General features: G+C 44.2%; 13 protein-coding genes and 8 pseudogenes. 17 read left to right on the top strand and 4 right to left on the bottom strand.

Features of this window, described 5'->3' with window-relative positions; translation table 11 throughout:
* Window positions 1-7 precede the first annotated feature (7 nt).
* Window positions 8-1,484: pseudogene (locus AC0IYG_RS24245) on the bottom strand (arginine deiminase family protein).
* A gap of 237 nt (window positions 1,485-1,721) precedes the next feature.
* Between AC0IYG_RS24245 and sufC the strand changes: the two are divergent.
* The 12 genes and pseudogenes from sufC (at window position 1,722) to AC0IYG_RS24305 (ending at window position 8,083) form a co-directional block, all read left to right on the top strand.
* Window positions 1,722-2,481: pseudogene (sufC, locus tag AC0IYG_RS24250) on the top strand (Fe-S cluster assembly ATPase SufC).
* Between the two features lie 59 nt (window positions 2,482-2,540).
* Entirely contained in the window at window positions 2,541-3,860 is a 1,320-nt protein-coding gene (sufD, locus tag AC0IYG_RS24255; RefSeq protein ID WP_471713655.1) for a Fe-S cluster assembly protein SufD, read from the top strand.
* Window positions 3,861-3,977: 117 nt separating this feature from the next.
* Window positions 3,978-4,912 (top strand): annotated as a pseudogene (locus AC0IYG_RS24260) (aminotransferase class V-fold PLP-dependent enzyme).
* Window positions 4,864-4,974, top strand: a pseudogene (locus AC0IYG_RS24265) (hypothetical protein); the annotation flags it as partial. The pseudogenes AC0IYG_RS24260 and AC0IYG_RS24265, both read left to right, overlap by 49 nt.
* A gap of 94 nt (window positions 4,975-5,068) precedes the next feature.
* Complete coding sequence (locus AC0IYG_RS24270) at window positions 5,069-5,185, top strand: hypothetical protein (RefSeq protein ID WP_471713656.1); 117 nt, start codon at window positions 5,069-5,071, stop codon at window positions 5,183-5,185.
* Window positions 5,186-5,232: 47 nt separating this feature from the next.
* Window positions 5,233-5,409: pseudogene (locus AC0IYG_RS24275) on the top strand (DUF5618 family protein); the annotation flags it as partial.
* Window positions 5,410-5,512: 103 nt separating this feature from the next.
* Window positions 5,513-5,614 (top strand): hypothetical protein, encoded by a 102-nt coding sequence (locus AC0IYG_RS24280; protein WP_471713657.1) that lies wholly within the window; start codon window positions 5,513-5,515, stop codon window positions 5,612-5,614.
* Between the two features lie 13 nt (window positions 5,615-5,627).
* A pseudogene (locus AC0IYG_RS24285) lies at window positions 5,628-6,063 on the top strand (SufE family protein).
* 26 nt (window positions 6,064-6,089) lie between these two features.
* A pseudogene (locus tag AC0IYG_RS24290) lies at window positions 6,090-6,434 on the top strand (iron-sulfur cluster assembly protein).
* Window positions 6,435-6,547: 113 nt separating this feature from the next.
* Window positions 6,548-6,658: a BrxA/BrxB family bacilliredoxin gene (locus AC0IYG_RS24295; RefSeq protein ID WP_471713658.1), complete on the top strand. Its 111-nt coding sequence runs from the start codon at window positions 6,548-6,550 to the stop codon at window positions 6,656-6,658.
* Window positions 6,639-6,887, top strand: a pseudogene (locus AC0IYG_RS24300) (BrxA/BrxB family bacilliredoxin). Before AC0IYG_RS24295 ends, AC0IYG_RS24300 begins: the two are co-directional and overlap by 20 nt.
* Window positions 6,888-6,973: 86 nt before the next feature.
* On the top strand, window positions 6,974-8,083 hold the full coding sequence (locus AC0IYG_RS24305; RefSeq protein WP_471713659.1) for a vWA domain-containing protein: 1,110 nt from the start codon (window positions 6,974-6,976) through the stop codon (window positions 8,081-8,083).
* 10 nt (window positions 8,084-8,093) lie between these two features.
* Here the strand turns inward: AC0IYG_RS24305 and AC0IYG_RS24310 are convergent, their stop codons facing one another.
* The 3 genes from AC0IYG_RS24310 to AC0IYG_RS24320 are packed head-to-tail and all read right to left on the bottom strand — an operon-like array spanning window position 8,094 to window position 11,220.
* The gene (locus tag AC0IYG_RS24310; RefSeq protein ID WP_471713660.1) at window positions 8,094-8,495 is read right to left on the bottom strand and encodes a hypothetical protein; all 402 of its coding nucleotides are present in this window, start codon (window positions 8,493-8,495) and stop codon (window positions 8,094-8,096) included.
* Complete coding sequence (locus tag AC0IYG_RS24315; RefSeq protein ID WP_471713661.1) at window positions 8,419-10,566, bottom strand: PIG-L family deacetylase; 2,148 nt, start codon at window positions 10,564-10,566, stop codon at window positions 8,419-8,421. Before AC0IYG_RS24315 ends, AC0IYG_RS24310 begins: the two co-directional genes overlap by 77 nt.
* 27 nt (window positions 10,567-10,593) lie before the next feature.
* On the bottom strand, window positions 10,594-11,220 hold the full coding sequence (locus AC0IYG_RS24320) for a 4'-phosphopantetheinyl transferase family protein (RefSeq protein WP_471713662.1): 627 nt from the start codon (window positions 11,218-11,220) through the stop codon (window positions 10,594-10,596).
* A gap of 60 nt (window positions 11,221-11,280) precedes the next feature.
* On the opposite strand from AC0IYG_RS24320, the gene AC0IYG_RS24325 reads away from it, so the two are divergent.
* The 5 genes from AC0IYG_RS24325 (at window position 11,281) to AC0IYG_RS24345 (ending at window position 16,431) form a co-directional block, all read left to right on the top strand.
* Window positions 11,281-12,996: a C45 family autoproteolytic acyltransferase/hydolase gene (locus tag AC0IYG_RS24325; protein WP_471713663.1), complete on the top strand. Its 1,716-nt coding sequence runs from the start codon at window positions 11,281-11,283 to the stop codon at window positions 12,994-12,996.
* On the top strand, window positions 12,993-14,255 hold the full coding sequence (gene flxY / locus AC0IYG_RS24330; protein ID WP_471713664.1) for a flexirubin biosynthesis putative acyl-CoA ligase FlxY: 1,263 nt from the start codon (window positions 12,993-12,995) through the stop codon (window positions 14,253-14,255). Before AC0IYG_RS24325 ends, flxY begins: the two co-directional genes overlap by 4 nt.
* Before the next feature lie 35 nt (window positions 14,256-14,290).
* A complete protein-coding gene (locus tag AC0IYG_RS24335) occupies window positions 14,291-14,902 on the top strand; it encodes a hypothetical protein (protein ID WP_471713666.1) in 612 nt (203 codons plus the stop codon).
* 36 nt (window positions 14,903-14,938) lie between these two features.
* Entirely contained in the window at window positions 14,939-15,571 is a 633-nt protein-coding gene (locus AC0IYG_RS24340; RefSeq protein ID WP_471713667.1) for a hypothetical protein, read from the top strand.
* A 260-nt stretch (window positions 15,572-15,831) separates the two neighbouring features.
* Window positions 15,832-16,431, top strand: coding sequence for a YdcF family protein (locus AC0IYG_RS24345; protein ID WP_471713668.1), 600 nt, complete (start codon window positions 15,832-15,834; stop codon window positions 16,429-16,431).
* The last annotated feature ends 4 nt before the right edge of the window (window positions 16,432-16,435 follow it).

A 16,435-nucleotide genomic window follows, 5' to 3' on the forward strand; every position in this document is an offset into this window, starting at 1 on the left:
TACAATATTAAAATTCGCGTAAAATGGGCATGCTCATGCAATGTGAGCCGCCGCGTGCACGGGAGAGTTCAGCCGAAGGAAGCGTTATGAATGTGTCCGTCAATGTGTCCGGTGAAAGCTCGTTGTCTTCGAATTTTTGCAAGAGGTTTTGCGCACTGATTACCTGATAACCTTGCTTTCTAAATGCGTCCAGCGTCCGGTCATTTCTGTCATAACCCACGACAACGGCATCTTTTAAAGCAAGCAAATTGCAAGAATCCGTCCATTGCTCGCGCTCGCCGTATGGAAATTCATTATCGCCGGAATAAATAAACTTCACCGGTTCTGTCACGCCGAGATCATCGACACTGATCGATGTGAGCAGATCTTCAAGGTTTTCAATTTCAAGAGGCTCCGCCTTTTCTTTATCAAACTGCAAAATCCGGAATTCCTTGTTAGTGTCCTGCGGAGCAAAAAAATGCAGCAGATCTTTCTTTTTAGCTTCGTCACCCAGCCTTGCCAGCGAACCCAGCAGCACCCAGACATTCTTCTTAACCTGCGTAAAAATCGTGTCAATGTGCATATAGTCCCTTTTTTTCGGGATTTTGACAATGGTGATTTTAGACACAACATTTTTTTCAAAAAGCAATTTCATCACTTGCTGCGCCGCGTAAAGCGAAGTGCGCTCACTGCATCCAATCACCAAATGGTTCGGTGCCACCATCATTACATCACCGCCTTCGAGCGTGCGAACGGTGATGATCACTTGCTTTTTCATCATCGGGCAATAAAAAATGCCGCTCATTTTCAGGGATTTCAATAATCCGCTCTTTAACATTCGAAAACATCGGATGGTAAAAGAAAACGAATTGCGCGAGGGATGGATTCGCGCGTACGAGCATTTTTTGCAGGTTTATTCAGCAGAATATGGTCATTGATCACAATGCCAATGTCTCGCATGAAAATCAGATTGGGCAATGGTGCGAAAAGCATGCGCTTGTCCGAATACGGAGCCGGAAATGAATATTTTGGCCAGTTCGTGCGGATCATATTCATTCAATTCCTGCTGAACCTGATAAGAACAGCGCTCAATGCCACAGATCGCAGCCGTCAGTTTGACGCGCACGTCGCTGTCTTCCAGGATTTCGCCAAGGAGCTTTTGCACGTCGACAACACATTCAGACGCGAAGTAATCTTTGGAGCCCGGAATGAAAAATGAGCGCGTCGGATCACCGTCGATATCAGCCAGTTTTCCTTTGATTTTCTGCAGGATCGAGGAAATACAAAAGCAGCTTTACATAATAGTCATATTCGCCGCGGCGCATCGTGTCCAAATGCACAATGTCTTCAAAAAGCCAGTCCTGCGCCTTGCTGGGCACAACTTTCCCAAGCCCGCGATCCGGACTGTGTATGAGCAGCCTTTTTAATTTCCCGGTTTCAGACGAAACACTGATGGCAGTGCCCGCTTTTATTTCTGTTGTCATAATGGAATGTTTGAAGTGCATCCTGCGCAAAGTAAATGTTTCTTTTTCAATTAAAAAGATGCGCTTTGGCAACTCATTAACTGGCAGGTTGTTTGCATCAGAAATATATGATTTCGGGGAACAACACGGCGTTTAAAAAGGTTGTAGATTATATGTAGTTGATAACTACGGGTGTTTGCCGCAATTTTCTTTTACGCTCAAAGCGTGTTACTTTTGCGGTAAATTTACCACGAACTGTATTTTAAGTATAAATAAGTTATGCTCTCTATTAATGACTTGCGTGCCTCAATTGAAGGTAAGGAAATATTAAAAGGCATCAACCTGGAAGTGAAACCAGGTGAAGTGCATGCGATTATGGGCCCTAATGGTTCCGGTAAAAGCACTTTGGCGTCCGTTTTGGCTGGAAGAGAGGAATATGAAGTTACAGGCGGCTCGGTGAATTTCGACGGAAAAGATATTTTGGATATGGCTCCCGAAGAAAGAGCAGCGGAAGGCATCTTCTTGGCTTTCCAGTATCCGGTTGAAATTCCAGGTGTTACAACCATCAATTTCTTAAAAACAGCTGTTAACGAAATTCGTAAATATAGAGGTGAAAACCCGCTTGATGCTGCACAGTTCCTGAAAATGGTTCGCGAAAAGGCTAAGTTGGTTAGTATGAATGATTCGCTTCTGAAACGTGCATTGAACGAAGGGTTTTCGGGAGGTGAAAAGAAACGCAACGAGATTTTTCAAATGGCGGTTCTTGAACCAAAACTGGCGATTCTTGACGAAACTGACTCCGGATTGGACATCGATGCATTGCGCATTGTGGCAGAAGGTGTTAATTCATTGCGCTCTCCTGAACGTGCGACGATCGTTGTAACGCATTATCAGCGTTTGCTCGATTACATTGTTCCGGATTACGTTCACGTGCTTTATAAAGGCAGGATTGTAAAATCCGGTCCGAAAGAGCTGGCTTTGGAATTGGAAGAAAAAAGGCTACGACTGGATTAAAGCCGAAGTTGAAGCTGTTGGCTAAGCATGCGGCGGTTTTGTCTTCATGTTCTTTCCATTTAAAAGTACCATATTAATACATCAATGAGTACCGAAACAATAGATTTAAAAACCAAGCTGATCGCGGATTTTCACGCACGTGAATCTGTTCTGAATGGTGAAGCCTCATCGGCTTTGCATCAGAAGAAACGCGCAGCATTGGCTCAGTTTGATAGATTGGGTTTTCCAACGCCTAAAAACGAGGAATGGAAATACTCTAATGTAAAAGATCTGATCAGCGTTTCTTATAATTTTAATGCAGACAGTTCTTTGGAGCTGGCGGATCTGGAAGATTTGAAAATCCCGGCTCAGGATGCGAACATTGTTTATTTTGTAAACGGACATTATCATCCGACGCTTTCGCGCATTATCTCTTCGCAGGATCAAATTATAATCAGCCCGTTATCAGAGGCTTATAAGCAAAATCCTTCATTGGTTAATTCGTTTTTCAATGAATTGGTTGGTGAAGACGAAGATGCATTTACGTCGTTGAACACAGCATTTGCACAAGATGGAATCTTTATTCACATTCCTGATAACCAAACTGTTGAACATCCGGTTATTCTGCGTTTCGTAAGCGATGCAAGAGAAGAAAATGTGGGAAGTCAGCCGAGAAATATCATTGCGGTTGGCAAAAACGCCCATGTAAAGCTTGCCGAAGCATTCCGGACGCTGGGCAATGCGCGCTCTTTTACCAATTCTGTTACCGAAATATTTGTCGGAGAAGAAGCAGGCGTTGAATATTACAAAGTTCAGAACGAAAGCGATAATGCATATCATGTTGGGACCACTCAGGTGCGCATGCTGGACCGCTCGCAGTTTTATGCAGGAACAGTGACGCTTAATGGTCGTTTTACCCGCAACAACCTGAACATTATCCTGGACGGCGAACGTTGCGAAGCGCATATGTACGGACTTTATTTCCCGGATGGAACGCAGCACGTTGATAACCATACAGTTGCCGATCACCGCAAGCCTAATTCCGAAAGTAATGAGCTTTACAAGGGAATTTTGAGAGATAAATCGAAGGGTGTTTTTAACGGAAAGATCTTCGTCCGCCCGGATGCTCAGAAAACCAATGCTTTTCAATCGTGCAAGAACATTGTGTTGTCAGCTGAAGCGACAATGAACACCAAGCCGCAACTTGAAATTTTCGCGGATGATGTGAAATGTTCGCATGGAACTACAACCGGCCAAATCGATGAAGAGGCGCTGTTTTACATGCGTTCACGCGGAATTTCGCAGCCTGAGGCGATGTCATTGTTAATGTTTGCGTTCTGTGCTGATGTGGTGTCTCAAATTAAAATTGAGTCAGTTCGTGAATATCTTGAAAATGTTATTGCTCAGAAGCTTGCTTCAAAATAAATAAACCTGGCAACAGGAACATCTTATTGCAACCCAACCTGTCATTCTTTTGGGTTGGGTTTTTTTCTTAAATAGACGTCATAATGAGCAACAATCTTGATATAGCTTCCATCAGAAATGACTTTCCGAATCCTGAATGAAATTGCTGAACGGAAAGCAGCTCGGTTTCAACTTTCGGCTAATGCAGCAACAACACAGAAACCGCGTTTGGTTTTGGATGCGTTATCGGGTTATTATGAGCATTGTAATGCAAACATTCACAGGGGAATTCACCATTTAGCTGAGAAAGCGACATCTGCATTTGAGCAATCGAGACGTCGTATGCAGGCATTTTTGAATGCGCCGCTGGCAGAGGAAATCATCTTCACTTACGGCACCACAGACGGCATTAACCTCGTTGCATCCAGCTACGGCAGGACTTTCCTGAAAGCTGGTGACGAAGTTATCATTTCAACCATGGAGCATCACTCGAACATTGTTCCCTGGCAAATGCTGTGTGAAGAAAAGGGATGCGTTTTGAAAGTGATTCCGATCAATGATGAGGGGGAATTGCTGATGGATGAATATGAGAAGCTGCTGACAGAACGCACGAAATTTGTGTCCGTCGTGCATGTTTCCAACTCACTGGGCACCATTAATCCTGTAAAAGAAATCATTGCAAAAGCGCACGCAGTGGGTGCGAAAGTGCTGCTGGACGGCGCGCAGGCCAGTTCGCATTTACATTTGGATGTGCAGGATATCTGGATTGCGACTTTTATTCTTTGTCTTTTACACAAAATTTACGGCCCGACGGGAATGGGGATTTTGTATGGCAAAAAAGAATTGCTGGACGCAATGCCTCCTTACCGGGGTGGCGGCGAAATGATCAAGGAGGTAAGACTTTTGAGAAAACGACTTACAATGAGCTGCCTTACAAATTTGAAGCAGGCACGCCGAATATTGCCGACGTTGTGGCTTCGAAATACCGCGTTGGATTAATGTCGATAATTTGGGGAAATCTAACATTGCAGCATATGAGCAGCATTTACTTGCCTATGCAACAGAAGCTGTGAAAGAGATCGACGGGTTAAGAATTATCGGTCAGGCGAAGGAAAAAGTAAGTGTGCTTTCGTTTGTAATTGATGGCATTCACCACCAGGATATGGGCGTGTTGCTCGACCAGCAAGGCATCGCGGTTCAGGACGGGTCACCATTGCACACAACCATTGATGAGGCGCTTCAACATTACCGGAACCACCCGGGCGTCATTTGCTGTTTACAACACAACCGAAGAAATCGATCTTTTAATCCAGGGCCTTCATAAAGTGAAAAGAATGCTTGGGTAATTTCCTTAAATTAACCTCCGAATTTTTAACCAAATCTATATACACCTATGTCAAGTACAGTACAAGAAGCAAAGCGTTACATTGATAACGCGAGAGAGATTCTGAGAGAGAAAGCGAAGAAGGAGGATGGTTTTTATCAGGATAAAAAATATGTGAAGTTAGCAGGTCATGCTGCCTATACGGGTGTACTTGTAGCTTTGGATGGATTGCTTGAAAATAAAACCAAGGGAAGAAAGGACGTAGATTGGTATAAAGAACGATTGGCCAAACTTGACAAGAAGGTTCTCAACGCATTTAATGGAGCCTATGACACGCCTCCATTTGTCAATGGGTTACGATGGAAATCCAGTTGCAGAAGTTTCAAAAGCAGGGCTGGATACAGCTGAATCAATTATTAGTTGGGTAGAAACCAGAACAGCTGCTGCATAATATTAAAAATACAATGACCATAAACGAGATACAGGACGAACTAATTTCGGATTTTGAATTGTTTGATGATTGGGAGAGCAAGTACGAGTACATTATCGATCTCGGCAAAAGCATTTCCTCCATTGGAAGAGCAACAGAAGACCGAGGAAGATATTATTGGCGGTTGCCAGTCAGGGGTGTGGCTGAATGCTTACATGGACGGCGATTTGCTGAAATTTGAAGCGGATAGTGACGCAATTATCGTTCGCGGACTAGTTAGCATGCTTGTAAAAGTTTTGTCCGGGCACACACCAGAAGAAATTGCCAACGCAGACCTTTATTTTATGGAACGCATCGGATTGCACCAGCATCTTGCTCAGACGAGATCAAACGGACTTGCTTCCATGTTGAAACAAATGAGAGCTTACGGCGTGGCATATCAGGCTAAGTCTTTCAATGCAGCCAATTAATTCAGATTTGTAAAAAATATAATAAAATGTCAGAGGCAGAACTAAGGGAAGAAGTTGTTAAGGCCATCAAAACGGTTTACGATCCGGAGATTCCGGTGGATGTTGTACGAGTTGGGCCTGATTCACGATCTGAAAATATTCCCTGTCAACAATGTGTTTGTTTCAATGACACTAACATCGCCTTGGTGCCCATCCGCAGGAACGTTGCCGGGCGAAGGTTGCGCAAGCAGAAGATCCGCGAAGTGGAAGGTGTGAATGACGTAAGCCTGGAATTAACATTCGATCCGCCTTATACAACAGAAATGATGTCGGAAGAAGCAAAGCTTGAACTTTGGGTTCATGTAATTGCCAGAAAATATAATTTTTCATAACTTTAATTATCTAGAAATATGTATCCACCACAATTAGTGGCTCCAATGAAAGCCGAACTTGTTAATGCTGGTTTTCAGGATTTCGACAACTGCTGAGGAAGTCTGATAGCTTCATGCAGACAACAAAAGGAACAGCATTGGTTGTTATCAATTCGGTTTGTGGCTGTGCAGCTGGCGCCGGCACGTCCGGGTGTAAGAGCAGCTTTGCAACGCAGCGAAATTAAGCCTGATCACCTGGCGACTGTTTTTGCTGGTGCAGATCTGGGAAGCAGCGGCCAAAACGCGTGAGTACGCATTGCCCAGGTCCTCCGTCTTCTTCCTGCCGTGGCGCTGTTTAAAGATGGCGAACTGATCCATTTTGTCGAGCGTCACCACATTGAAGGCCGTTCAGCTGAAATGATCGCACAACATTTGCAAATGGCGTTTGAAGAGTTTTGCGCAGAAGAAGCGTAAGACCAAATACATTCATTATTATACGGCTACTTTCGATTAAATTTGAAAGTAGCCGTCTCTTTAGAGGTCAAAATTCAGCCCGATTTATGCGAGGACATCGTTTTTCTAAATTTATACCAGCCGAACAGGGTGCGAACAGCAAGTTTGACCAGCTGTTTGACATTTTTCAGCAATTGCTGCTCATGACTTCCGGGGATGTTACAGAAGCAATGTCATGGCTTAGTGAGCTGGATCGCCAATATAATCTGACCAACGATTCTTACGGAATCGGCGATTTCTTTGACGACCTTAAAAAGAAAGGATACATTAAGGAAGAGCAGCAAGAAGGCGAAAGCAAGATCGTGATGACGCCAAAAGCAGAAAAAAGCATTCGTAAAAGTGCTTTGGACGAAATTTTTGGTAAACTAAAACGATCCAAAACGGGCGGAAACCACCACACGCCGCATATGGGCGTAGGGGACGAGCTTAGCAGTGATGTGCGCCAGTTTCAGTTTGGCGATACATTGGATCAGATCGCAATGACCGAGTCCATCAAAAATGCGCAGGTTAACCACGGAATCGGTGATTTTATGCTGATGGAAAATGACCTGGAAGTGGTGGAACGTGAGCAAAAAACCACTACGGCAACTGTGGTAATGATCGACATTAGTCACTCCATGATTTTGTATGGAGAGGATCGCATTACACCTGCAAAAAAGGTTGCGCTTGCGCTTGCAGAACTGATCAGAAGCAAATATCCCAAAGATTCCCTGGACATTATCGTGTTCGGAAATGATGCCTGGCAAATCCAGATCAAAGATTTGCCATATCTGGAAGTAGGTCCGTATCACACCAACACGGTTGCTGGTCTGGAACTTGCTATGGACATTTTACGCCGTAAGAAAACGCGCAACAAGCAAATTTTCATGATTACAGACGGAAAACCGACTTGTTTGAAAGAAGGAATCCGTTACTATAAGAACAGTTTCGGGCTAGACCGCAAGATCATTAGCAAAACGCTGACATTGGCTGCGCAATGTAGGAGATTGGACATCCCGGTTACAACCTTTACGATTGCAACCGATCCATATCTTAAACAATTTGTGCAGAACTTCACGCAAGTCAATAACGGACGTGCCTATTACAGCAATCTGCAAGGATTGGGTGGATTTGTGCTGGAAGATTTCCAGCGTAACCGCAGAAAGAACGTCAAATAGCGGCTATTTTTTACCGGCGGATATCATGTTGGCAAACAACCTGTATGCGCCGGTAACACTCCGCCGGAAGCTCTCTGAAAAAGGACAATCCCGTATAAATGTAATGTCCTTTGCCATATTGTGCATAAAGCACGCTGCCTTCCTTCAAAGTTTCGTCCTTATCATTGGCTGAAAACAACGCCTGATAATTCGCCTTATCCCAGGTCTGCGCAAAATATAATCCACGCTCCTGAATCCAGCCGTCAAAGTCTTTTTGCGTGATCTTGTTCGGATAATTCAGCAATGGATGCTCGGGCAACAAAAAACGCATTTCTGCGTCTTCCTCCGCCACGCGGTCACGGCCAAGTTCTATCGGATAAGGCCCGATTTGCTTTACTTTTTGGCTGCCCGGAATCGTATATTGAACGACCATTGTTACCACCATTTTTCACGTAATCCATTAATTTGGCCTGATAATTGGCTAAATATGATTCTGTGTTATAAGCTCTTACACCAACGACAATCGCATCATACACACCCAGATCTTTGGACAAACCGGCCTCATTCAACATGGTAACCTGGCAATCCATCTGCCTTAATGCCGTGGGAACGTCGTCACCGGCTCCGGCAATGTAACCAATGTTCTTAACGGTCGTTTTTACATCGATTTTTGCCAGCTTCGCTTCTGAATTCGGGAAAAGCGTTTGGCTGGGAATGTGCTGATAAGCAATTGTTTTGATTGATTTATCATAAACTTTCCCATCCACAGTCGCAACGGCTTTCAGCCTTGCTTCCTGGTTGGTCGCAGGGGGAGTCACCACAAAAGAGAAATATTGCTGCTGATATTTACCCGACAGATTGAATTCGGCCGACTCCGGCACTGATTTCCAGCCCGCTGGCATCTCAGGTTTCACTGAACCCTTTACATTTTGCCGCTGCGCTTCCACCACAATGGTTACATTTTTTGGTTCCAATGAAGGAAATATGAAAACCGGCTCGGTAATCGTCGTTGTTACTGCCGGACGAATTTCGAATGGCCGGTAAATTTCTCCTTCAGCCGGATCCGTGCTTTTGTAAACCCACGGCCGCGAAAACGAAAATTGCTGTCCGCCGATCTCAAAACTGAATGTGGTTACGGTTTCAGGTCTGTTTTCCGGGAATCCTATATCCTGCTGATTGTCAATTTGAAACAAGCCTTTGTCAATTGGCTTTTCGAGCCAATAAGGTTGCGTTACTTTTAGATTTGCAGGCAAAACAGGCTTAATTGAGAACATATTCAGCTCATTATCAACCAATGCAAGGTTAACCGTGCTGTCTTTTTCTTTGCCGGTCCAATGCAGGGAAACCAGCTTAACAGGATAATCAGATCGTTTTACAACAGCAATTTTCACTGATGCCGTGTCTCCCGCCACCTGCGAATAATCGTCCGGATTGGTTTCAAACCAAAGTCCCGCACATTGCAGAATCAACTCCCTGACCTCGTCTTTTTTTGCTTTGATATAAATGTTTGCAGAATCCAGCCGGTTAAGCTCAGCATTGATTTTTAAAAGCTCGGGAATGGACGCAGAAGGCTTGTTAACCGAGAAATTTTTGATCGCACTTGCAACCATTGTCTGAATCTTTTCACTCCCCTTCACCCGTTTCCATGACACATCAATGCCATCGAACAAGGTTTTTTGAGCAGGCTCACCAACTTTATGCAAGAAATAATCAATGCGTGCGCCCCGTTGCGGAGCGCTTCCAAAACCCTGGCTTTTATGCTGGCTGCGGCTTTCAGCTGCAATTTCCGTGTAAGACGTGCCCAGAACCGGATTATACCCGCCGATCTCTATTGAAATGAACGGATTTTTCTCCTCCGTGGGCTGCTTGTTCGTGAAACCGGGCGTATATGTGTTCCAGACAAGCCTCTTAGCCTGCCATGGCTTAACAAATTTCAATTGATCGGGATAAGATTTAGGATCGGCTGCAAGTGCAAATCCCTGCTCGGCCAGAAATGCCGAAGTCTGATGATGGCCGTGGCCTGCGCGCGGATCGGGAGGAAAGCGGGTAATGATGACGTCTGGCTGAAACTTGCGGATCATCCAGATCACATCGCCAAGGACTTTGTCTTTATCCCAAAAATTCAATGTTTCATCGCGGGTTTTGGAAAAACCAAAATCATAAGCCCTTGAAAAAAACTGCTGCGCTCCGTCAATGCGGCGTGCTGCCAACAATTCTTGTGTACGAATCACGCCAATGTTATAACCCTGTTCTGCGCCGATGAGATTCTGCCCGCCATCGCCTCTTGTCAAGGACAAATATCCCGTTCTAACCAGCTGATCTTTTGACAAGTAAGACAACATTAATGTGTTTTCATCATCCGGATGCGCGGCAATGTAAAGGACTGAGCCGAGGACACTCAGTTTTTTAATGTTTTGAAAAATTTCGCTTGAAGACTGCGACGGAACCTGCGCAGAAAGTTGGAAAGTAAGTAAGAAAAGGAGGATGGTAAGCAATCGGGGCATATTAGGGTCAGGTTATTGTATCGAATGTCAAATGGTCCACGCGAGGATATATGCATCAAATGTGTCGTACTGCACTTTGACGGATTTCTGCATATTTTCCTTTTGAATAGAAACCTCAATATTTCCTTTTTGGTTGCTATCGAACGGATTTGTAATGATATGTTTTTTCAGGTCAAGATCAGCATCGCCGGCATATTTAAAAACAGCTTCTTTGGCACACCAGATCAAATGCAGCAGCAAATTGTCTTCCAAATTAACCCACTGTTGTTCCAAAGCATTGAGAAAATAGTCAGAGCCTTTTGAAATAGACGGCTTCATCAGTTGCAAATCAACGCCAACGGACTCACTCTCATGAATATACGCGCTTACATATTCGCCTGAATGCGACATGGAAATCTGGTGACCATCGTTTTCAATATGTGGTTTGCGATTTTCGTCATAAGCGATAATTGGTTTCACCGGGAGCATTTGCTGCAACAAAACCCGGCAGGCGAGCCATTCCTGTTTGCGCTTATCTCGTTGATTTTCAGCAATGGATTGCAAAGCAGAATCTGGCAGATTGACTAAATGCTGTAATGTTTCCCAACTTTCTGTCATATGCCAGAGCCCGAGTGACGCATGTTCCGAAATGCTTTTTATGTAACAGATGCCCATTTATTATTAATTTTGATATTCGACCGGGCGCACCATTTTCATTGCCCGAATCTCCTGCTTATGTGGCCCAAAAGTGAAATAACAAGATCCGTCCTGAAAGTTGTCGGCATATTTTTCCTGATCGTTGGAATCCTGTTTGGCATTTTCCTCTGGCGGATCCACGTGCCCGCTCCCGAACTTGAAAGTAATAAAACTACCGAAAGTTACAAACGTGTGAAGCTCGGCGAAAATCATTATGCCGTTGAAAATTGCTGGTTAAAAAAGAATAAGCAGGGAATCTGGGAAATGTATCTGGAAGGGAAACCTTACGAACGGGGGCTGATTTACGGCATTCTTGCAAAGGAATTGATGGAAAAACAGGAAGTCCATTTTGTAAATCAGATCAAGGAACTGATTCCGAGCAGCTTTTTTTTACAAGTGCTCAAAGGCTTTGTAGGGTGGTTTAACCGGGACATTTATAAATATATTCCGAAGGAAAATCAGCAGGAGATTTACGGCGTTTCCCAGTCATTTTCGGAGCAGTTCAACTACATTGGGCCAAAATATTACCGCATTCTCAACTATCACGCAGCCCACGACATTGGCCACGCGCTCACGGATCTGAATATGGTTGGCTGCACATCATTTGCAGTAAATAATGCATTAACAATCGATTCCACGCTGCTGATTGCCCGCAATTTTGATTTCTACATGGGCGATGCGTTTGCGGAAGATAAATTAATCGTTTTCATGAATCCTGATAAAGGTTACAAATTTGCCTCCTATGCATGGGCGGGCCTTACGGGCGTGGTTTCGGGAATGAACGAGAAAGGCATAACCGTCACATTAAATGCTTCCAAATCAGACATTCCGTTCTCTGCCAAGGAGCCGATCTCGATTTTGGCCAGGGAAATTTTACAATATGCAGGCACCATTGAAGAAGCAACCAAAATCGCAAAACGGAGCGAAACATTTGTTTCGGAATCATTGCTGATCGGTTCGGCGGCGGATGATGATGCGGCTATTATTGAAAAATCTCCCTTGAAAATGGACGTTTATGAGTCCGACAATGACTATCTGGTTTGTGCCAATCATTATCAGGGAAATGCTTTTATTAAGGATTCGGTGAACATTGATAACATTAACGACTCGGATTCTAAATCACGGTTCGACCGCATGAATCAGTTGCTAACCCGTTCATATCCAATGAATGTGGACAAAGCAGCCGCCATTTTACGTGATCAGAAGGGATTGGATGACAAATTTGTTGGTTATGGCAATTCCAAAACATTAAATCAGCTCATTGCGCATCACGGCATTCTATTTAAACCGGAAAAAAAGGAAATGTGGATCTCAACGCCGCCTTACCAATTGGGTGAATTCATTTATTATAATCTGAATGATGTATTTGCGCATAATGGTAAGTTTCAGTCCAACGATTCGCTTAAAATCAGGTCGGACCCGTTTTTGGCTTCCAATGATTACAAGAAGTTTGAAGCATTCAAGGCGACGAGACAAAAAATCACGAAATATGTGCTCATGGACGTTCCGTTTGAGCTTTCCAAGCAAGAAGAAATTGCTTTCGTTGCCAACAATCCTGAAAGCTTCCTTACTTATTTGTTTTTAGGCGATTATTTCAAAAAGAATAAAAACTTCAAGAAAGCCATCAAATATTACGAAGCAGCACTGTCAAAAGACGTTTCCTCGGCCAGTGAGCGAAGGTCGATCGAAAATAAAATTGTAGAAAGCCGGAAATTCGTTTTTTCCATCGTTAGCATTAAATCAGATTCCAAATGACCTTTGAAATGATCCGTGAGACGCAGGAGCAAAAATTAAAACACTTGCTCGCTTATGTTTCGGCGCATTCCCCTTACTATCAAAAAGTTTTCCGGAAACACGGCGTCGATGTCGACAGCATTGTCACGGTTGCCGACCTTGCAAAGCTTCCATTTACTACAAAAGACGATCTGGCGGCTGCTAATGATGATTTTCTGTGTGTTCCTAAAAGCAGGATCGCTGATTACGTAACGACCTCAGGCACATTAAGCGACCCGGTGGCTTTTTATCTGACCGATTCTGACATTGAAAGGCTTGCGGATAATGAGTCGGAATCGTTCCGTTGCGCGGGCGGTTCTGAGCTGGACATTTATCAGCTTATGACGACGATTGATAAGCGTTTTATGGCCGGATTGGCTTATTGGATGGGTGCCAGAAAACTCGGCGCCGGCATGATCCGCGTGGGGCCGGGTGCTCCGTTTCTGCAATGGGAATCCATTCAGCGCTTTTCTCCAACAGTTATCATCGCCATTCCATCATTCATTCCCCGCCTGATCGATTACGCCGTTGCCAACGGAATCGATTACGCATCTTCGAGCATTAAGTCGGTCATTTGCATTGGCGAACCCATTCGCAACCCGGATTTCACTTATAATGAACTTGGCAAGCGGATCACTTCGCAGTGGAATGTGCAGTTGTATTCGACTTACGCCTCCACGGAAATGGGCGCTGCTTTTACGGAATGTCAAGAAGGCCGGGGCGGACATTTGAATGAAGATCTGCTGATCCTTGAAGTCGTGGATGAGCATGACCGCGTGGTGCAAGAGGGTGGGATGGGAGAGGTTGTCATCACCACGCTGGGCGTTGAGGGCATGCCGTTACTGCGTTATCGCACCGGCGACTTGTGCCATGTATATTATGAACCGTGCGCGTGCGGTCGTAAAAGTCCGAGGTTAGGGCCGGTCGTTGGCCGGAAACAGCAAATGATCAAATTCAAGGGAACCACGATATTTCCGCCTGCGATTTTCGATGTGCTCGATATGGTCCAGGAAATAGAGCTTTATCAGGTTGTGGTTTCAAAAAATGAGTTTGGTAACGATGACATTGCCATTTTGCTTCCTATGCAGTTGCAGACCACTTTTTTTCGTGAAAAACTGCATTCATTATTCAAATCGCGGCTGCGCGTGACGCCCTCATTTCAGTTCATAACCGCTGAAGAACTCAACTTTCGAATATACAAACAGGAAAAACGCAAACCTGAAAAATTGATCTATATTTGAACCCTCTATTACCATAAAAAAATAAAATTACTATCATGAAAAAGTTCGTTTATGCGGCCGCAATCACCATTGCGGCAATCGGAGCAAGCGATTCGTTTGCCCAAAGAGTTGATCTGAAAAGCGGGGACGTCAGCGTGTTGTCAGGTCAGAAAACAGTTAACATTGAATACGATTATTCGGAATTCGGGGTTGGGAAATTTGCTACGGAAAAAGAATATCTCGACAAGAAATCGGCTGAGTACAATGCCAAGGAAGCCGGAAAAGGGGACACGTGGAAGAAGGCTTGGGTGGACGACCGCAAAGCACGCTTTGAACCAAAATTTGAAGAATTATTTAACAAAGGTTTAGCGGATAAAGGTTTGCAAGCCGTTCAGTCCCGTCCGGATGCGCAATACACGCTGATCGTTCATACGAAATTTGTCGAGCCAGGCTTCAATGTCGGGGTGATGCGCAAGAATGCATATGTGGATTACGAAGTTGATCTGGTAGAATCAGCAAACAAATCGGCGAAGGTTGCTCAAATCAATATGCGCAATGTGCCAGGCGGTCAATTTGGTGGTTTTGATTTCGATACAGGCGTCCGCATTGCTGAATCCTATGCAAAGGCTGGAAAATCACTTGCCGCGTTTTTGGACAAAAAGCTTTAACAACAATCTATTCTTTCATTTTAATAAGCTCATTTTATGAAAAAGTTGTTACTAGTTGCGTTGATCCTTTTGCATGCTGGGTTTGCTTCTGCCGATAACACCATGGCGGATCTTTTCAATGGCAAAACCAAGCTCGTCTTCCTGGGCCTCGATTTTACGCAGGCCAAATATGTTGGGAAAATTGGTTTTATGGATCCTACTGCCATTCAGAACCAGCATATGGTGAGCTGGAACAATCTGATCGAGATGGAACCAAAAAAATTTTCGCTGCAAAAAGCATTTAATCTGAAAGACGATCAGTATGCCTCGAAAGTGGAGGATATGGTTAAATTTAACAAATCAGCAAATGTTGCGGATAACATTACCGACACAGAAGCAACATTGACCGAGGATCAGGTTAAAAAATCGGTTTCCAAATATGCACTGAGTGAAAAGGATGGAGTAGGCGTTGTGTATGTTGTGGAGAGCCTGAGTAAAACCGCTGAAAAAATGACTGTATGGGTCACATTCATCGACCTGAACACGAAAAAAGTCCTTCACACCGAAAAAGTAGAAGGCAAAGCAGGCGGTTTTGGATTCCGTAATTACTGGGCAGGAGGCGTTTATAAAATCAACCAGGAGATCGACTCCAAGCTTTACAAAAAATGGAGCAAAGCTTATAAAGCCTGATAATTAAATAGAATTGCTTATTTTTAGAAGAAAGATCATTACCGATACCATAGCATATTTTTTTGTGAGCTGTGATTTGTTCCCCATTTCGGAGAACGCTTCACAGCTCACTCTTTAACAGATCAATCACATCGTGCGGATTTTACCTTTAATCATATCGGCATGCCTCACCTTAATGCTTTCAGGCTGCGGAAAAATGCTTTATCGCTCAGCCGAAAAAGCATTTCAAAAAGGCCTTAAGGAACAAACCTTATGACGCAGTGATCGTGCCCGGTTTTCCGCACGACGGTCAAAAATGGGATATGATCCTGCAAATGCGCATTCACTGGGCATATTATCTATATGCGATGGGTTATACCAAGAACATCATTTTTTCCGGAGCAGCCGTCGCGACACCTTACGTCGAGAGCAAAGTGATGGCTAACTATGCTGAGGCTCTGGGTGTTCCGCGTGAACATCTCATTACAGAAGAACGTGCTCAGCACAGCACAGAAAACGTATACTATTCGTATCGCCTTGCAAAAGACCTCGGTTTTACGAAACTTGCACTCGCAACGGACCCGATCCAAACCAGCTACATGCGCAGATTTATCAAGCGTTTTGAATTGCCGATCGGATTATTGCCGACCGTTATCGACACGCTGAAAGTGATGAATCTGTATGAGCCAAAGATCGATTACAAGTCGGCCATGCAGGAAGGATTTGTAAAACTCTCGGACAGAGAAAACTTTTTTCAGCGTCTGAAAGGGACCATGGGCGGATACATTATCTGGTACGAAGAGGACCTTAAAAAGAAAAAGCACCGAAGAAAGTTCAAGGATAGAATGATACCCGCCTCTACGGCAAATAATGAACCTTAAAGCG

This window comes from Dyadobacter sp. AC419, assembly GCF_979253085.1.